The organism is Streptomyces sp. NPDC107765 (assembly GCF_055657085.1).
Genome location: NZ_JBVKBL010000023.1, coordinates 68,131 through 84,553, shown reverse-complemented (window position 1 = coordinate 84,553; position 16,423 = coordinate 68,131). Strand labels below are relative to the sequence as shown.

Here is a 16,423-nt window from a genome sequence, read left to right as displayed (position 1 = left end):
CTCCGCCGGAAGAGCCGCCCGAGGAGCGCACAGCGCCGGCAGGGGCACGCAGGCCGCTCGAGTTCGGCACGTGGCGGCGGGCGCACTGGAAGCCCGGCGTGCGGATCGGGATCCGCGACAGCGACGGACGACTTGTCGGTCCGGTCTACAAGGACGGCGCCGTGGAGGGCACGACATTCACTCGTGAGCGCCGGTTCTTCCCTCGCACCCGGATCCGCCGCGACCTCCCGCTGGCCCCGACCACAGCCGTGTACGAACTCTCGAACTCGGCTGCACCGCGTGGTTGTTAGGTCCCATCCGGTGCAGGCCGTCCGCGCGCTACCTCGGTGGGGACGAGTCCGTCTCCACGACGACATCCTGGATGTCGGGCCATGCCCACTTCCACACCCCGGGTGGCCTACTTGGCGGCCCAGCAGCCCAAGGTGTTCCGGTTCCCCTCTGCCGCCCGGCGCGGCGCGTCCGGCGATCCCAGCAGACCGTACGGCAGATACCCGGACCGGACACCGAGTTCCCACCCATGGACCTGGACGGCGAGGCAGGCCAGGGCGAGGGTGCCGAGGGGGAGGAGGGACCGGGGCGCGGGATCACCGGCATCGGCCTCGACGCTCTCCCGGTACGCGACCAGCCGGGCGACGAGGGCGTCCTCGAAGGCATGCTGGTCGTCGTCGAGGAGTACGCGGAGCAGCCGCTGGTCCGCGCTCAGCGCGTCGCCGACCTCGTCGAGCCGCCGGGCGGCCTCCGCGCGCTCCCCGGCGTCCGGCTTGCGCAGCGGAACCGTAGGCCAGTCGCGGGGCAGATGCCCGGCCGCCTCGGTGAGATAGGGGCACAGGGCGTCCATGGCGGCGAGGTCGGCGGGGTCGGAGACGGAGGTGTAGCGGTTGTAGGGCACGCCGTCACGGATGGAGGACGCGTAGCCGCCGCGCAGCAGCAGCCCGGTGGCCCGCTCCCAGTCCCACACATGCCCGCTGACGACACATATCTCGAACATGTCGAGCCAGGTCCGCGCGGTGGGTGCCTCGTTGACGACGTTCCGGAAGGTGATGGGCCCGTCCCCGAACTCGTCGTCGTCCGGGTCCGTGCTGATCTTCTCTCCGATGAGGGGGAACCGGAGTTCTTGGTCCCCGTCCGGGAAGCACATGATGCTCAGCACTCCGTGCACACACTCCGCGGCGGTGACGGCGACCGTGCCGGCCGCAGCGTCGAGCCCCGGCTCCGTCACTGTTCGCGCGGCGACATGGTCGAGCAGTTCGTCCGACATGGCCCGGATCAGCGTCGGCGAGATGCTGCCGTACCGCAGCGAGTGCCACCGCGTGTAGGCCCGCCCGTCGATGTTGTCGAGCGCCTCGGCCAACCGCTGCTCGCCGACCTGATGGCATGCCACATTCCGCACGTACCCCGTCCCTTCATGAACTCCACGACTGGACGAAGCACGTTATCAACGGGCACTGACAGAACTAGGGCCTGCCCGGTGAATCAGTAACGAGCCGGGCTGCCTATGCACACGCGCTGAACCCGCGCGCCCTCTTGTATCTGGGGACGCACGGGTTCAGGCGATCTGGCCCGACAGTCAGCGCCGGATAGAGGACCTCAGAGGACGAAGACGCTCCGGCTGCCGTTTGGGTGGTACGTCTCACCGGGGTAGATCAACCAGGTGACCCGCCCTGTGCAATCGGGCCCGGAGTGCACCTCAGCGATCGCGTCTGTGTAGTTGCTAACCACTGGAGGAACGGAGTCCCCGAGCGGGAAGCAGCCGCTCGGATCCTCGTGGGCCACTCCGTCGATGACTAGCACTCCCTGGGCCGCGTAGGCGGAGTTCGAGACAGTGAGCGCGAGTGTCATAGCTACCCCGAGAGTCCCCAAGGCCGTTGCCGCGCGTCGCATCACGCGTGTACCCCTTCGGTCGGTGCGAATCGCACTGCGCGACACGCCGAGCAACTTAGGGTATTCAAGCGATAACACGATGCTATCGGTGCAGTGCATCAAACCACCTGAAGGGGTGCCTGCCGGTGCAAAGTTGAGGAGATGCCCCCTCGGCGCCAGTGGCCCAGATTGCCACTGTCCGTTGGCCTCCGAGCGAGGAGGGCTATGGACTGTTACCCGCGCAGCCATAGCCGGATCGCGGCGAGGCTGACCGTGCCGTGGAAGACGTAGGCTCTCTTGTCGTACCTGATTGCCACAGCTCGGGAGCCCTTGAGCGCGTTAATGGTCCGTTCGACCTCGTTCCTGCGGGCATACCGTGCCCGGTCGAAGCCGGTGGGGCGACCGCCTCGGCTGCCCCGCCGCTGGCGGTTGGCGCGCTGGACCCGTGCGCTCGGGGATGGTGTGCCGTATCTGCCGTCGCCGCAGGTAACGGCGGTTTCGGCGGGAGCTGTACGTCTTATCGCCGCACATGCGGTCCGGTCGTGTCCGCGGACGCCCTCCGGCAGGGCGCGAGACACGGATGCGGTCCAGGACCGTGATCAGTTGCGGTGCGTCACCCCACTGCCCAGGCGTGACCAGGACAGCCAGCGGGCGGCAGCCGCCCTCACTGGCCAGGTGGATCTTTGTTGTGAGCCCGCCGCGCGAGCGCCCGATCGCCTCGTCCGGGCGATGCCGCGCCAGGCGACGACGTCGCCCGGGAATCCGGGCCGGCCGTTGACGGGCTCCGGCGGAATGCTGGTGCGCACGGCACAGTGTGGAATCCACGCTCACGACACTCCAGTCGATCCGGCCCTCCGCATCCGCGTCAGCTTGGACGGCAGGCAGGCCCCGGTCCCATGTACCGCCCGCTGACCATCGCCGGTGACGATCGTGAACCGTCTTCCACCTCCCGAACCGCGCGGGCAGGTCCCGCCACGGAACACCGGTCCGCAGCCGGAAGGGAATGCCGTTGATGACAGTACGGTGATTCTTCCAACGCCCGTCCCGACCCGCGTTCTTCGGAAGGTGCGGCTCCAGCCGAGCCCACTCTCGAACAGACAGATCGCCCCGCCCCATACCGCGTCGAACGATCCGCTGATGAGAGCGTTACACGACCCACCGGACACGGCCTAGTCCCACCAGAACGACCAGGAGGCCCGTCCCACGAGGTCCGTGGCGTACTCGGGGAACGGTGTGGGCGGGTCATCGACGATGTTGTTCGCGGTCGACAGCACGTGTTCCAAAGCGAGCAGATTCGCGTCTTCTGTTTCAACGGGAGGCCTCGCGACCGAGACGTGTAGCTCGCTGCCGAACACCGCGACGACCTGGGCGCCGAAGCGGTCCTCCCAGCTCCGCAGGAGTGCACACAGCAGAGGCAGTGGTGCCTCCGCGGACCAGCCGATCGACGCCAGAGCATCGCTGCCGCGACGGGCAGGGACGAGCACGAGGCGGCACTCGTCCAGCCCGAAGTGGCCCGTCTCGATGAGCCGGGCCAGCAGGCTTGCGGCCGCTTCCTCGGGCTTCGGGTCTGCGGACGTAGCTGGCATCTGCGGCGCCAGACCCGGCCACTGTTCGAAGGGCGGACCGGGGTCGTGTGGCCATGGCTCGATTCCTTCGGGTGCCGGGGCCGGTGTCGGATCCGTCCAGAAGGGCAGCCTCCTGAGCCGGTACTCGGCGAAGTCCGTGGCCAGCACCTCCTCCAAGCGGACGGCATCGACGTGGTCCAGGCCGAGCGGGCTTCCCATGGCGTCGGGCCAGCACAGGAGCGGAACCAGACCGCAGGCTTTCTGCTCGCTCAGCAGGCGAGGCCATAGCTGGTCGACGTCTTGAGGAAATTCGTCAGAGACCCATATGCGTACAGGGCCGGAAGACAGGAACCGGCCGGGAGGCAGGCCATCGGGCAGGGCGAACGACATGGTCGCACCGTAGACCGTGGTGCTGACAGCGCAGCTATACGGAGGCCGTGCCTCGGCGTGGTGTCGCGTTGCGCCGAGGCATCGTGTTCCATTCCCGGGCTCCCATTGCGACGGCGATCATGGGACATGGTGTGGGAGTTTTCCCGCCAGGGAGGTTGGTTTGGCGGTCCCCCTCCGCGGGACTACGCGGTGGCAGGCAGGACGTGATCGCCGACCTTGTCGGTGCTCAGGCACAGGGAGCAGACCACGGCGTCGTGGGTGGCACACGCGGCCAGGTCCGGGCGCTCGTAGGGCTGGTGGCAGACGTGGCAGTCGAGGGTGGCTGCGCTGGGGTTGCCGTCCTCGTCCAGCAGTGGCTCGTCGATGCCGTCGTCGGTGCGGCGCAGGTAGTACTTGCCCTTGGTCACGACCGCCATCAGCGGGGTGAGGACGAAGGCGATGACGGCCGCGGCGACGGGGGAGTACGGCTGGAGGGTGTCTCCCAATGCGTGGAAGTACAGGGCGATGGACAGCCCGGAAGCGGCGACGAAGGCCACTACGCCCACGGGGTTGACGGCGTAGAGCATGCCGCGGCGGAATTCCGGCTGGAGCGGGGACAGCTTGAGGACGTACTTGTTGATGCCGATGTCCGTGGCCACGGTGACGACCCAGGCGATGGCGCAGTTCGAGTAGAAGCCCAGGATGTTGTTGAGGAAGCTGAACATGTCGGCTTCCATCAGGGCGAGCGCGAAGCCGAGGTTGAACAGGACGAAGACCATGCGGCCGGGGTAGTGCTTGGTGATTCGGGTGAAGGAGTTGGTCCAGGCGAGGGAGCCGGAGTAGGCGTTCGTCACGTTGATCTTGATCTGGCTGATGACCACGAGGGCCACGGCCAGCGGCAGCACCAGCCAGGACGGCATCATCGCGTCGAAGGCGCCCTTGAATTGCTGAATCGGCTCGGGGGCAACGTCCCGGCCAACCTTGGCAAGGATGTACACGGCGAGGAAGACACCGATGGCCTGCTTGAGCGCGCCGAGCACCACCCACCCGGGTCCGGCCATGACGACCGCGGTCCACCAAGTGCGCTTGTTCTCCTCGGTCTTGGGCGGCATGAAGCGCAGGTAGTCGATCTGCTCGCCGATCTGCGCGATGAGCGACAGACATACGCCCGCGCCGAGCAGCACGGAGGCGGTGGTGACGCCGCCGTCGCCGTCCGTGCCCGCGTAGGCGAGGAAGCGGTCGACCGTGCCCGGGTCGGTGGAGATCAGGTAGACCAGCGGGCCGACCATCAGCAGCAGCCAGATCGGGGTCGTCCACACCTGGAGCTTGCTGAGCGCCTTCATGCCGTAGATCACCAGGGGAATGACCATGAGGGTGGAGACCAAGTAGCCGAGCCACAAAGGCAGTCCGAGGCCCAGCTTGAGGCCCTGGGCCATGATCGAGCCTTCGAGGGCGAAGAAGATGAAGGTGAAGCTGGCGAAGATGACGCTGGTGAGGACCGAGCCGTAGTAGCCGAAGCCGGAGCCGCGGGTGATCAGGTCCAGGTCGATGTTGTAGCGGGCGCCGTAGTAGGCGAGGGGGAAGCCGGTGGCGAAGATGACGACGGCGGCCACGGCGATCGCCACGAGCGCGTTGCTGGTGCCGTGGGCGAGGCCGATGCCGGCGCCGATGGAGAAGTCGGCCATGTAGGCGATGCCGCCGAGGGCGGTGGTGGCCACGACCATGGGGGTCCAGCGGCGGTAACTGCGGGGCGCGAAACGGAGGGTGTAGTCCTCCAGGGTCTCCTTGACCGCCTGGTCGGCGGCGGGCTTCGCTGCTTCTGGCGTCGTCTGCGGTGACTCGGTGGTAGTCATGCCACGTCTCCCGGTGGGGCTGGGTGCGGGTGCGGTGATGCAGTGGGGCGCCCCGCGCGGCGTCATCGGCGAAACGGGGGAATCGTGCGGGCCGTCGTGAGTCGTTCTGGCGGCCCTGTATACGACTCTGATCCCACGGCCGGTCACGCTAGAAAGCGGTTGTTACCGGCGATTCCCCTTGACGTGAACACGATGTTTCCGCAGGTCCCGATCTTCAGAGGGGGGTGGCGAGAGCGCGCGCCGGGTGGCGCGGACTGAGGAAGACTACGATGCCCGTTCCCTCGGGTGAGGGATGGGTGGCCTGGGTCCAGCCCTGGCGGCGGTAGAAGGCGACGGCGTGCGGCGAGCGGACGGACGTGAGCAGCCAGGAGCGGCCTTCGGGGGCGGCCTCGGTGACCGCTTCGAGCAGCTGGGTGGCCGGGCCCGTGCCGTGGGCGGCGGGGCGGACGGCGAGTTCGTCGATCTCGCGGGCGCCGCACAGCCAGTCCACCGTGCGCTCGGGTCCCAGGCCGGCGGCAGTCTGCGGAGAGCAGCGGTCGGTGGGGAAGGTTGCCACGGTCGTCCAGGCGGTGGCGAAGCCGATGACGTCTGTCCCGGCGAAGGCGAGCGCCGCGGTGAAGCCGGGGCGCCGACCATGAGCCTGCCCGGCCCCCATCGTCACCCCAACGACACAGGTTTCTCTTCGCACGGGTGCCGCCAATTGCCCTCTGGCATGATGCAGGAGATCACCGACTGGATGCGGTTCGCAACGGTCCGTCAGTAAGGTGCCGAAGGGCGCGCGTTTGTGGAGCCCTGGTCCGCACATTTGACGGGCCGCTTCGATGACCCTCCAGTCCACCGCATCAGTCAGGCAAGACGGTCGAGCCGGGCCTCAACGGCCGTCTCGCTTGACCTCTTGCGCGTCAGTCGGCAGCCAGTGCCGCTCGTGCGCCAGGGTTTTGGCGACGGCACGGATGCGGCGGTGTAGTGGCGACTGCTCGCGTGGGAGGACCAGGTGGAACGTCAGGCTGGGCGCGCCCCGCAGCGGTCGCCAGGTGAGACCGGCCGGTTGTGCCGTGGCTGCGGCTTCTCCGGCCGGGGCGAGGGTGACCCCGTCGCGCAGGTCGCGCTGAGACATGTCGAAAGAGACTGCGGGCGTGTGGAATCGGGGGTGTGGTCGGATGTCTCGGAACAGCGCGGACAGCTGATCGTGGATCACGGGGTTGGCCGCACGGTCCGGGAGTCGCAGCGGATACGCGGCCGCGTCGGCGATCTCGATCTCCGGGCGTTCGGCCAGCGGATGGTGCTGCGCCAGTTGGACCCCGACGCGCGCACGCCGCAGCAGGAACCGGCGCACGCCACGGCCCGGTTGTTCACCGCGGGTGATCCCGGCATCGATGCGGCCGTCGGCGACCGCGGGGGAGATCTCCGGTGTCGCCATCGGGACCGCGCCGACCTCGAGTCCGCTGTGGTCGCGATTCAGCCTGTCCACCAGGGCCGGTGCCGTCTCGGCCCCGGCGCTGAGGCTGTATCCGATGCGCAGCGTGCCCAGTTCACCGGCCGCCGCGCTCCGGGCGGTGTCCCACGCCCGGTCCAGCGCCGCCAGGGCGGGCGGCGCGGACTCCGCCAAAGCCGCACCGGCCGTGGTCAAAGCGACGCTACGCGTGTCGCGGACCAGCAGGGCCGTACCGAGTTCCGCCTCCAATCGGCGCATCCGGGCGCTGAGTGCGGGCTGTGCGATACCGATCCGTGCGGCCGCGCGTGTGAAGTTCAACTCCTGTGCCAGCACCAGGAAGTACCGCAGGCTCACCGTATCCGGCGCCACGTACCCTCCCTGCGGATTGATAACGATCCGTTCTGAGTTTATCCCGTACCGGTCTTTCCCTCGGCCGCACATCAAGCCCTAGCCTGCGCATGCCGGGATCGATCGATCTGAGTGTCCATTCGAAGTCGGACGTGTCCGGCCGAACACAGGAGGTTTCCGTGGCTAAGGGCTACTGGGTCAGTGTCTACCCCGCCATTTCCGATCCTGAGAGGCTGACTGCCTACAACAAGCTGGCGGGTCCGGCTGTCCTGGCTGCGGGCGGGCGGACCCTGTCCCGTGGCGGTCGAGTCGTCGCCCACGAGGCCGGAATCACGCAACGCGTCGTTCTGGTCGAGTTCGACAGCTTTGAACAGGCCGTCGCGGCATACGAGAGCGAGGCATACCAGAAGGCGCTGGTGGCCCTCCCCGACGGCTTCGAGCGCGACTTCCGCATCATCGAAGGCATCGACTGACCGGCGGGCCCAGCCATCGCTGAGCATCCGTCATCTGATACGCACACGGTGCTGAACGGCGACTCACACGACGAGTTCGAAGCGATGCCCCGCGTCCCAGTCCGTCGTCGACGTCCTCGACGGCCTGATCCCTGTCTACGGCTCGCCGCGCTACCCAACGTCGAGCAACGTGCCTGACTTGCCTGGCACGGCGATCAAGCTCTGACCTGGCGCAACGGCGATTCACCCGAGATAACCGGTGAAACGAGTGCCTACAGCAGCAGCGGTGTCCGTCGCGTCCGCGTCCACGGCGGAAGCGGCCCCGCCTCTGTGAACGTCATGCACCTCGCTGCAGGCGGACGCCTTGGCCGACATGTCGCGCCGGTGCCACAGGTCCTCATCGTCACGGACGGCCAGGGATGGGCCAGCGGAACGAACGGCGAACCCACGCCTCCGCCCAGGAATCCACTGCGGGGCGCCCCAGGCCAGCTTCGCCAGGGCCGCACCGGCCTGTTCATCGGCGCACAGGGTGAGCGAGGTACTCGGCCCAGTCACGTTTGGCGTAGGCGGCCCAACGGAGTGCGGTGTGGCGGTGCATGCCGGTCACGTCGGCGAGGATGGGGTTGGGGAGATCACGACGGTCTCGTGGAGCCTTGCTTGTGCGGAGACGTTCCCGGACTGGGGGGGGGAGATCAGTTCGGTTGGCTGCTGAAGGCGTGCGCTGCGGCGGCGTCCACGGCGAGTGTGGCCACTGGGCGCTTGCGAATGTCGGAGTGGGCGCCGGAGAAGGATTCTCCCTTCACGTCGTTGATGACGCCGGCGGCGTTGACCCGGTAGAAGGTGCCGGGCGCAAACCCGTAGTTCGTGTTCCCCTCGGGTGGCATGACCCGGTCCTCCGATGGGTTCACTGCCTGGTACCCGTCGGCGCCCATGCCGCCCCAGCGCCCCACGGCCTCAGCCTGTGAGTCCTGCCGGGCCAGGAAGGAGGCCTTGGGGTACCACACGCCAACTGCCCAGTCGTAGATGCTGAATGTGGCCACCAATGGGCCGTGTACGCGGTCCGCGAATGCGTTGAGGGCACCCGCGCTGCCGAAGGGGTTGTCCTTGGCCTGTGCGAACGACCAGTGGGAGAACGCACCCTGTAGGAGCAGTAGTGACGCGACCGGGCTGTTCACCGGTGCGCGGATGCCGGACAAGGCGAAGGAAACCAGGCGGGCGCCGAAGCTGTGCCCGATCAGGTGCACCCGCACGGAAGGTGACCGGCCGTGCAGGGTCTCAAGCAGCGGTCCCAGTGCGCCGCGGCCGATGTCGCCGGCGCGCGCTTTCATGATCGTGTATGAGAGCACGCGCACGGCGTCCTTCGCGCCGTTGATGGCGTGGTGGAACCAGTCGCCGATGCCCTGGGTCGCGGAGCCCGGGGGAGCGCTGCCGAAAGCCTCGGCAGCCGCTTGATATCCGGTCTTCGGGTCGGCGGTCAGCAGGAGCGCGGTCTCGCCCGAGTCCTCGAACTCGCCGTTGGGTGCCGGCGGCACCAAGGACTTCAGGAGCTGGTGGATCTGCGCCAGCCGTTCCTCCTTCTCCGTGTCGGACTCGTTCGAGCCGACCGCTGCCTCTCCCTGGTCGATGAGCCGGCCGATGTCCCGCACCTTCTGTTGCTGCGCCGGGTCGGCGAACCCTGACTGCAGGGACTCGGCGATCTCCCTCCCGGAGAGCGCTGTCGTTCCTGCGCTGAGATCCACCAGGGCGCCGCTCCCGGCCTGTGTCGCGCCAGCCGATGGGGGAGGGGTCGCCTGTGTGGGCGGGAACCACAGGGAAGGCCAGTAGATGCCGGCGAATCCCACCCTGCCGAGGTCCGCCGCGTCGGTCGCGGCCTCCTGGATCATCGGAAACATCTCCTGGTACAGCGCGCGAGCGTTGTTCTCCGACGTGCCCCATCCGTGGCTGAACATGAAGAGGTCGTCCACCCCCTCGGCGATCACCTGGTCGAGGAAATCTCCCTCGGCCGGCGCCGTCAGCCGACCCTTCTCGTCGAATTCGAGGTCCCACACCGGCGCGTTCGCCGCCAGTCGCGTCATGGCCGTTGCCCTTCGTCATACGTTCGCGAGCATGCGCATCAGGTCGACCAGGCCCGCACCTTGCGCGTACCGTTCCCGGCCGATGTCGGTGGCGCTGTCGGTGAGCAGGCTCTTGACCTGCCGTGGTCGGCCGATGAACTCCGGGCGGGCGGAGAGGAAGGCCGCGATGACACCGGAGACGTGCGGCGCCGCCATCGATGTGCCGGACTGTTCGGCATACGTCAGCCGGCTCTCCGGCAGCGGGTCCCCGGCGGCCGGGTCCAGCCCGGCCCTGGCCCGGACCTTGCCGGTGGCGGCCGAGGCGATCCACTCGCCGGGCGCCACGACGTCCGGTTTCATCCGCCCGTCGAGCGTCGGTCCCTTGCCCGAGGTCCAGGTGACGCCGAAGGCGTGCGGCGCGTCCCGGTGCGTGGAGCCGACCGCGATGCAGTCCTCGGCATGCGCGGGTTCGGTGATCGAGCCCATGACGGCGGAGGTGTTGGCGGAGTCTCCGGTGGAGGTGCGGGCACCGTAATTGCCCGCGGAGACCACCACGACCACGCCGGACGCGACAAGCTGGTTCACTGCCTGGCAGAGCGGTGACTGGCCTGCGGCGTACTGATCGGGTCTCCACTCGGAGCCGAGGCTCATGTTGACTCCGTGGACGCGCAGAACCCCGGGGTCCACATTGACCTCGTGTCGCAGGTACGTCAGGGCACGGATGACTGCGCTGGACGAGGTGACCCAGGTGCCCTGACGGCTGGGCCGCATGACCTTGATGCTCACCAGTTCGCACCCGGGCGCCATTCCGGACAGCTTCTCCACATGGGCCCGCTGGACGTAGCCGCCGTCCCCGGGGTCATTTGACTCCGCCACACGCGGCGTCATGCCGTCCGGCGTGCAGCCCGAGATGATGCCGGCGACGTGAGTGCCGTGCCCGCTGTCGTCCACCAGGGGTTGGAGCTGGTACGGATCACCCGGCCCGTCGGGAGTTTCCTGGGCGACCGGTTCCGCCGGATCGTCGGGGTTCACGAGAAAGCTGAAGTCGCGGTGCAGTTGGCTGCTCAGCCCCTTCAGCTGGTCCTCCTTCAGCTGGTCCTCCCCTTGGTCGACGGCGGCAGCGAGTTCCAGTTGGGAGAAGTGCGGGTGGCATGCATCGATTCCGCTGTCGATGACCGCCCAGACGATTCCGTGGCCACGTGCGTCGTAGGAGCGCCATGCGGCGTTGGCCTTCACGGTGGGCGCGGAACGGTCGATCTGCGGATGGAGCGGGTAGTCCGGCCACACCCGGAAGATGGTCGGCGGCCGGTGGCTGTACTCGGCGAAATGGCGGTCTCTCTCCACCATGTCGCGCAGTACTGCGCGGGAGAGCACGCACTGATACAGCTTCGGCGCGATGAGTGCGAGACCGTGCGGAACGGGCGGTTGGACGGGGCTCGCCGACGTGGTCTCCTCGGGCCACCACCCGCCGGCCATCGTCGAGTAGCCCTCCCAGAGGTCGTAGAAGGCCTCGCGGACCGCCAGCAGGCCTCCCGGATAGCGCACGTTCAGCTCGATCAACATCGGGACTTGTCGCTGCGGGTCCACCGAGGCGGACTCCTTGTCGGAAGTACCGTCCGGCGGCAGGTTGAGGTCACCCACGATGGGGGACCGGAACGGCCCCTCGGGCTCGTGCATCATGAGCGTGTCTTTTCTTCTGAATCCAGAAGCGGGCGGGGCACCGCGACATACCTGTATTGGCGTTTGTTCCCGACAGGTCGACGAACGCGGCCGGGATAGAGCTTTGGACCGGTGCTCTGCCCCCGGGTAGCCGATGAATTCGGTGGTCTGCCGGTGGTCTACCTGTCAGACGCCTGCAGCGCAGAATGTCCTGCGCTGCATGGGTCGATCTACGCCAATGGCGCCGTATATTGCACCGTTATATGGAGAGTGTCAGTCAGAGTCGTGGACATCGCAAGTGGACGCGAGGAAAGCTGACGGCGTGACTGCAGTAGGCCCCACACCTCGGTGCTCGACCGAATCGGAAGCGGCAGTGGGCGGTTGACTTCGAGCCTCGAAGGGCGACGACCGCCGAGCGGTCCGTCACGATCCGGCTTCACGTTCTCCGTTCACGTTCTCCGTTCACGTTCCGAATCCCATGCCGCAGAGGGATCTCCGGCGCGTCCCCTCCCAGATGGCCCGGCGGGTGACGAGCGCCGATGTCACCCGCTTCCACTCAGTGCACACCCGGCTGCGTGCGGTCTTTACGGCGGCTACGCCACCGCCCCCGGGATGGGCTGCCTCGCCTTCCCCTGATGCAGCTCGGCCCCGACCGCTGCGCAACCCGCACCAGCGTGGCAGCTCCCGGACCGCCTTCAACGGAGGGAGTGACTCCTTGTTGGTGGCCGATGCCTCGGTGTTGTCCAGACGTACGGCGTAACTCCACGACGTTCTGAGGCTGGCTCTGTTCGCGAGAAAGGGGCTTTGGCGCTGATCTTGGGGAGCTGTTACGGCGAGTGATACCGCCGTTTTCGAGTTACGCTCAAAGGACTGGGGCCGACACGTCTGATCGTGGAGATCGGCATGGATGTCACGATAGGAACGTTCAACCTCAACAATCTCTTTTCTCGGTTCAACTTCCAGGCCGAGATTCAACAGATTCAGCCGGTCGGACCGGACGGCGAGCTCACCTCGAAGTATGTGTTCGACGACCCCGAGGAAGTGCGCATCCGCACCTACAAGGGCAAGCTGGTCAAGGGCAAGGCCTCCGAGGACCAGGATCTGATCGCCAAGCGGATCCAGACGATGGACCTTGATGTGCTGGCGGTTCAGGAGGTCGAGGACATCGACACCCTGCGATACTTTGCCGCTCAACATCTTGGTAATGTCTACAAGTTTCTGTCGCTGATCGAAGGCAATGACCCACGGCTGATCGATCTGGCCGTGCTCTCCAAATTCCCGCTGGGTGCGGTCACCTCCTGGCAGCATGCCGTCCACCCCGCGGCACCCGGCGAGCGAGTATTCAGCAGGGACTTGCTGGAAGTGGACATCCTGGATCCACGCGACACCGATCGTCGTCTGCTGACGCTCTTCAACAATCACCTCAAGAGCAAGTTCGTCGAGCACGGAGTGGACCCTGAGGAGGGCAAGGCCGCAGCCGATGCCCGCAGGCACCGGCAGGCGGAATCGATCGCCCGCATTGCCGCCGCACGCACCCGCCCCGACGGGCGTTTCCTCGTGCTGGGGGACATGAACGACTCCCCCCACGCCGCGACGCTCGCCCCGCTGGCCACCTCTCCGCAGTTGAGCCTGACGGAGGCGCTCGCGCATCCGCAGGAGACCCGCGACCCCAAGGCCGACGATCCCCCGCCACCTGCTTCGGGGTCCTGGACCCATCGCTTCAAAGCCACCGGGCACAACGCCCAATACGAGCTGTTCGACCAGATCTGGCTGAGCCAGAGCCTCACCTCGCAGCACAAGAGCTCGCATATCGACCGGCGTACCCGGCACGGCGGCGACGGGTCCGATCACGACCCCGCCTGGGTGGTTCTCAATTTCTAGCCGCTGCCAGCCGCCTTTCTCGCTTCGGAGTGATGACCAATGCCACTGAAGAACTACGGAGTTCTGGCGTGTCGGGTCGTCGAGCGGCGCCGCGAGGGCGCCCCCGACGAGACCCCCCATTACCAGCTCCACCTCACCGACAACGCCGGAACCCACTACCGGGCCGCAATCAACGTCAAGTCCCAGCAGCTACCGCCCGATCTGCTCTACGTGGCCGATGACAACTTCCGTCATCCACTGACCGGGCAGCTGCCCGCGGCCGGCAGCGGATGGAAGGTTCTGGCCTCGCAGCCGGGGACGGCCAGCCTGGATTTCATCCGCGGCAATCTCTTCCCGCCGGACGCGGTACGGCCGCTGCCGCCCGATCTGCCCGGCATGGACAACGACCTGGAGGACATGCTGGACCATCACGTGGAACGAGCCATCGCAGACTCGAACACGGAGATCTATGTCTTCGGAGAGCGGTACGGACCCGAACCCAACGAACCTGACAAGGTATTCGGCTTCCGCCCCGGCAACGGTGTCCACGAAATTCACATGAACCAAGGCAGCATCGGACAGTTCTGCCCCAGCAACGGTGTCTGGCAGGACGGCGGGCTGCTACTGCACTTCCCCGCCGAATCGCGCTGGGTCGCCGTCTTCCTGGCGTTCCAGTCCCAGGCCTGGCACACCGACGACACGACCGGCCACCCCCTCGCCGCCGCACCGCCACGGCCCGTCACCCGCGATGCGTCGGTGCGCATCCTGGCCGCGCTGGTCAATCCCACCGGGCCCGCACCCGAGCGCGAGACGGTCACGCTCCTCAACGCCTCTCCGGTCGCCATCGACCTCGACGGCTGGCGTCTGGCCGACCAAAAGGATCACCTGCTGGCGCTGCCCGCGCAGCCGCTCGCCGCTGGCGCCACACTCGCCGTCGCAGGCGGCAACGAGTTCCAACTCGGCAACCATGGCGGGTCGATCACGCTCCTCGACCCTGCCGGGCTCAAGGTCGACGGCGTCTCGTACACAGAGGAACAGGCCCAGCGCGAGGGCTGGACCGTCGCTTTCTGACTGCGACGCACTGGCTGGTGCGGGGGGCTTCATCCGGAAAGGCTGACAGACGGATTCGCACGAGCGTCCGATGAGCAGGAGGAGAGCGACCTGCGACTCACGTATACGCCGCCGTCCGGAGGGCCGGGCCACCATGATTCCCTGGTGTGCTGTCGCGCGACGTTGTAGAGGCGACATGCCTTGAGTGGTCCTTGAAAGGGTCGAGGGCCTTCTGGTTTCGGTGTGGATTGCGAAGTCTGCATCGATGCCCGGAGGCCCTCGTGATTCACCGTAACGCCCGCTGACGCCGACCGGCAGGCTGCGTCTGGCCCGGTGCATTGTCGATGAGGGCTGGCCGTTGCGCCGTGCCGCGGAACGGTTCCAGGTCAGCCACACCACAGCTGCTCGCTGGGCCGGCCGCTACCGACGCTACGGTGGTGTGGGGATGGAAGACCGCTTCAGCAGGCCACCACCAGCCTCGCCGCACGTCCGCAGCGGTGGAGGACGAGGTCGTCCGCATGCGGCGCGAGCACCGGATCGGCCCGCTGTGGCTGGCCGCCCGTGTCGGTGTCGCAGCTTCCACCGCCCACCGGATCCTCCAGCGCCACGGCCTGCCGCCGCTGGCCGCCACCGACCGAGCCACCGGCGAGCCCGTCCGCCGCTACGAACGCCAACACCCCGGCGAACTGGTCCACACCGACGTCAAGAAACTCGGCCGCATCCCCGACGGCGGCGGCCACAACGCCCTCGGCCGGGCAGCCGGCCGCAAGAACCGCAAAAGCACCGGATATGCCTACCTGCACACCGCTCTTGGACAACGGCACCCGACTCACCTACATCGAAGACCTCCCCTTCACCTGCGCAGACTTGCTCGCCCGCGCCACCGCCTGGTTCGCGCAAAGCGGCGTCACCATCGAACGTGTCCTGACCGACAATGCCTGGGCCTACCAACAGCCCAACACCTCAGAGGCCGAACGACAAGAAGCGTTCCCCGACTAGGGCGCGTATCGAGTCGTGATCAGCCGGGTGCGGAATGGCGCCCCGCTTTATGGTGTGGCCGATCCCGTGAGATGCTGCGCGCGGTCACGGATGAGACCATGTACGCGATCACCTATCTGTCGGAGCAGGCGTGGACGCGTGGGTATGTCCACGCCGAGTGCGCTGAGCACATGCTCGAGGAGTTCGTCAGAGGCGAACTCTGAGACCCAGACGGCGAACCGCCGGGTGTACTCGGCCAAGTTCTCCCCGTCAATGTCGTCCGAGTTGTCGAGCGGTATGAGCCCGAAGTTCTGCTGCAGCCATACGAGATACCTCTGACGTGCGGGGGCGAGGCGAGCGCGGTCCTCGGGGTCGTCCGGTTCAAGGGCGAGTGACTGGAAGAGTTCGCGCAGGCTGCCGACTTCGACCCAGAGATCGCCCTCGTCACCGAAGAAGATGACGGGCAGGGTGGCGAGGTCAGTGCGGTCGTCACAGCGCCACAAGGCGTAGTACGAGCCAGAGTGCGTTGCGTAGGCGAAGGGGATCAGCCGGTCCAGGTAGGCGTCGGGTGCATCGCCGCAGAACCAGTCCAGGTCTTTGTTGTACTTCATCAGCTCAAACCCAGGCGCGAAGAACTGCCCTCCGAGGCTGTCCTCGAACTCCTTGAGCAGGTTCAGTTCAGGGATGGGAGAATACGCGTCGCTCAAGAGAGCTCCTTCGACAGGGCGATGGCTGGGTAGTGCGGACACTATCCGCAGGGTCTGACACCGCAGCGCACGTTCAGGGGATCGACGGCACGATCTTCAGAACGCACCGCTCTCCGTGACGGCACTTTCTATGAACCCCGCCCCCACGCCTTGACGAAACCAACAGGGGTAAGCAAGCACCCGCCGGCAGTCGACAAGGCGTGCAGCGCAGTGGTGAGGCTTGGACCGGTAGA

General features: G+C 67.2%; 11 protein-coding genes and 2 pseudogenes. 4 read left to right on the top strand and 9 right to left on the bottom strand.

The genetic code is table 11. The features are described from left to right. Positions 1-397 precede the first annotated feature (397 nt). The 6 genes and pseudogenes from ACZ7MX_RS36840 to ACZ7MX_RS36815 form a co-directional block, all read right to left on the bottom strand. Positions 398-1,390: an immunity 49 family protein gene (locus ACZ7MX_RS36840; protein WP_472138691.1), complete on the bottom strand. Its 993-nt coding sequence runs from the start codon at positions 1,388-1,390 to the stop codon at positions 398-400. Positions 1,391-2,093: 703 nt separating this feature from the next. Then, positions 2,094-2,976 (bottom strand): IS5 family transposase gene (locus tag ACZ7MX_RS36835; protein WP_472138689.1). Its coding sequence is split into 2 segments (ribosomal slippage): positions 2,094-2,309 and positions 2,311-2,976, totalling 882 coding nucleotides; the frame shifts between segments, so codons are not numbered across the junction. A gap of 53 nt (positions 2,977-3,029) precedes the next feature. Next, entirely contained in the window at positions 3,030-3,815 is a 786-nt protein-coding gene (locus tag ACZ7MX_RS36830) for a DUF4253 domain-containing protein (RefSeq protein ID WP_472138688.1), read from the bottom strand. Between the two features lie 182 nt (positions 3,816-3,997). After that, positions 3,998-5,647, bottom strand: coding sequence for a purine-cytosine permease family protein (locus ACZ7MX_RS36825; RefSeq protein ID WP_472138686.1), 1,650 nt, complete (start codon positions 5,645-5,647; stop codon positions 3,998-4,000). 214 nt (positions 5,648-5,861) lie between these two features. After that, positions 5,862-6,284: pseudogene (locus ACZ7MX_RS36820) on the bottom strand (GNAT family N-acetyltransferase); the annotation flags it as partial. Between the two features lie 234 nt (positions 6,285-6,518). After that, positions 6,519-7,451 carry a LysR family transcriptional regulator gene (locus ACZ7MX_RS36815; RefSeq protein WP_472138684.1) on the bottom strand — a complete coding sequence of 311 codons (933 nt, stop codon included), beginning with the start codon at positions 7,449-7,451 and terminating at the stop codon, positions 6,519-6,521. A gap of 158 nt (positions 7,452-7,609) precedes the next feature. Between ACZ7MX_RS36815 and ACZ7MX_RS36810 the strand changes: the two genes are divergently transcribed. Then, complete coding sequence (locus ACZ7MX_RS36810; RefSeq protein ID WP_472138682.1) at positions 7,610-7,903, top strand: DUF1330 domain-containing protein; 294 nt, start codon at positions 7,610-7,612, stop codon at positions 7,901-7,903. Between the two features lie 671 nt (positions 7,904-8,574). Here the strand turns inward: ACZ7MX_RS36810 and ACZ7MX_RS36805 are convergent. Both ACZ7MX_RS36805 and ACZ7MX_RS36800 read right to left on the bottom strand, forming a co-directional pair. Further along, positions 8,575-9,861 carry a hypothetical protein gene (locus ACZ7MX_RS36805; RefSeq protein WP_472138680.1) on the bottom strand — a complete coding sequence of 429 codons (1,287 nt, stop codon included), beginning with the start codon at positions 9,859-9,861 and terminating at the stop codon, positions 8,575-8,577. Between the two features lie 111 nt (positions 9,862-9,972). Beyond that, positions 9,973-11,616, bottom strand: a complete 1,644-nt coding sequence (locus tag ACZ7MX_RS36800; RefSeq protein ID WP_472138678.1) for a S8 family peptidase — start codon at positions 11,614-11,616, stop codon at positions 9,973-9,975. Between the two features lie 870 nt (positions 11,617-12,486). Between ACZ7MX_RS36800 and ACZ7MX_RS36795 the strand changes: the two genes are divergently transcribed. The 3 genes and pseudogenes from ACZ7MX_RS36795 to ACZ7MX_RS36785 form a co-directional block, all read left to right on the top strand. Next, the gene (locus ACZ7MX_RS36795) at positions 12,487-13,476 is read left to right on the top strand and encodes an endonuclease/exonuclease/phosphatase family protein (RefSeq protein ID WP_472138676.1); all 990 of its coding nucleotides are present in this window, start codon (positions 12,487-12,489) and stop codon (positions 13,474-13,476) included. 39 nt (positions 13,477-13,515) lie between these two features. Beyond that, entirely contained in the window at positions 13,516-14,526 is a 1,011-nt protein-coding gene (locus ACZ7MX_RS36790; RefSeq protein WP_472138674.1) for a DUF2278 family protein, read from the top strand. 260 nt (positions 14,527-14,786) lie between these two features. Continuing rightward, a pseudogene (locus ACZ7MX_RS36785) lies at positions 14,787-15,656 on the top strand (helix-turn-helix domain-containing protein); the annotation flags it as partial. On the opposite strand, the gene ACZ7MX_RS36780 reads toward ACZ7MX_RS36785, so the two are convergent. Further along, the gene (locus ACZ7MX_RS36780) at positions 15,552-16,190 is read right to left on the bottom strand and encodes a hypothetical protein (RefSeq protein WP_472138672.1); all 639 of its coding nucleotides are present in this window, start codon (positions 16,188-16,190) and stop codon (positions 15,552-15,554) included. The pseudogene ACZ7MX_RS36785 and the gene ACZ7MX_RS36780 overlap by 105 nt on opposite strands. Positions 16,191-16,423: the final 233 nt, after the last annotated feature.

Coding starts and splice junctions, on each gene's coding strand:
- ACZ7MX_RS36800 (WP_472138678.1), bottom strand. CDS start 11,616: ATGATGCACGAGCCCGAGGGGCCGTTCCGGTCCCCCATCGTGGGTGAC.
- ACZ7MX_RS36830 (WP_472138688.1), bottom strand. CDS start 3,815: ATGTCGTTCGCCCTGCCCGATGGCCTGCCTCCCGGCCGGTTCCTGTCT.
- ACZ7MX_RS36790 (WP_472138674.1), top strand. CDS start 13,516: ATGCCACTGAAGAACTACGGAGTTCTGGCGTGTCGGGTCGTCGAGCGG.
- ACZ7MX_RS36825 (WP_472138686.1), bottom strand. CDS start 5,647: ATGACTACCACCGAGTCACCGCAGACGACGCCAGAAGCAGCGAAGCCC.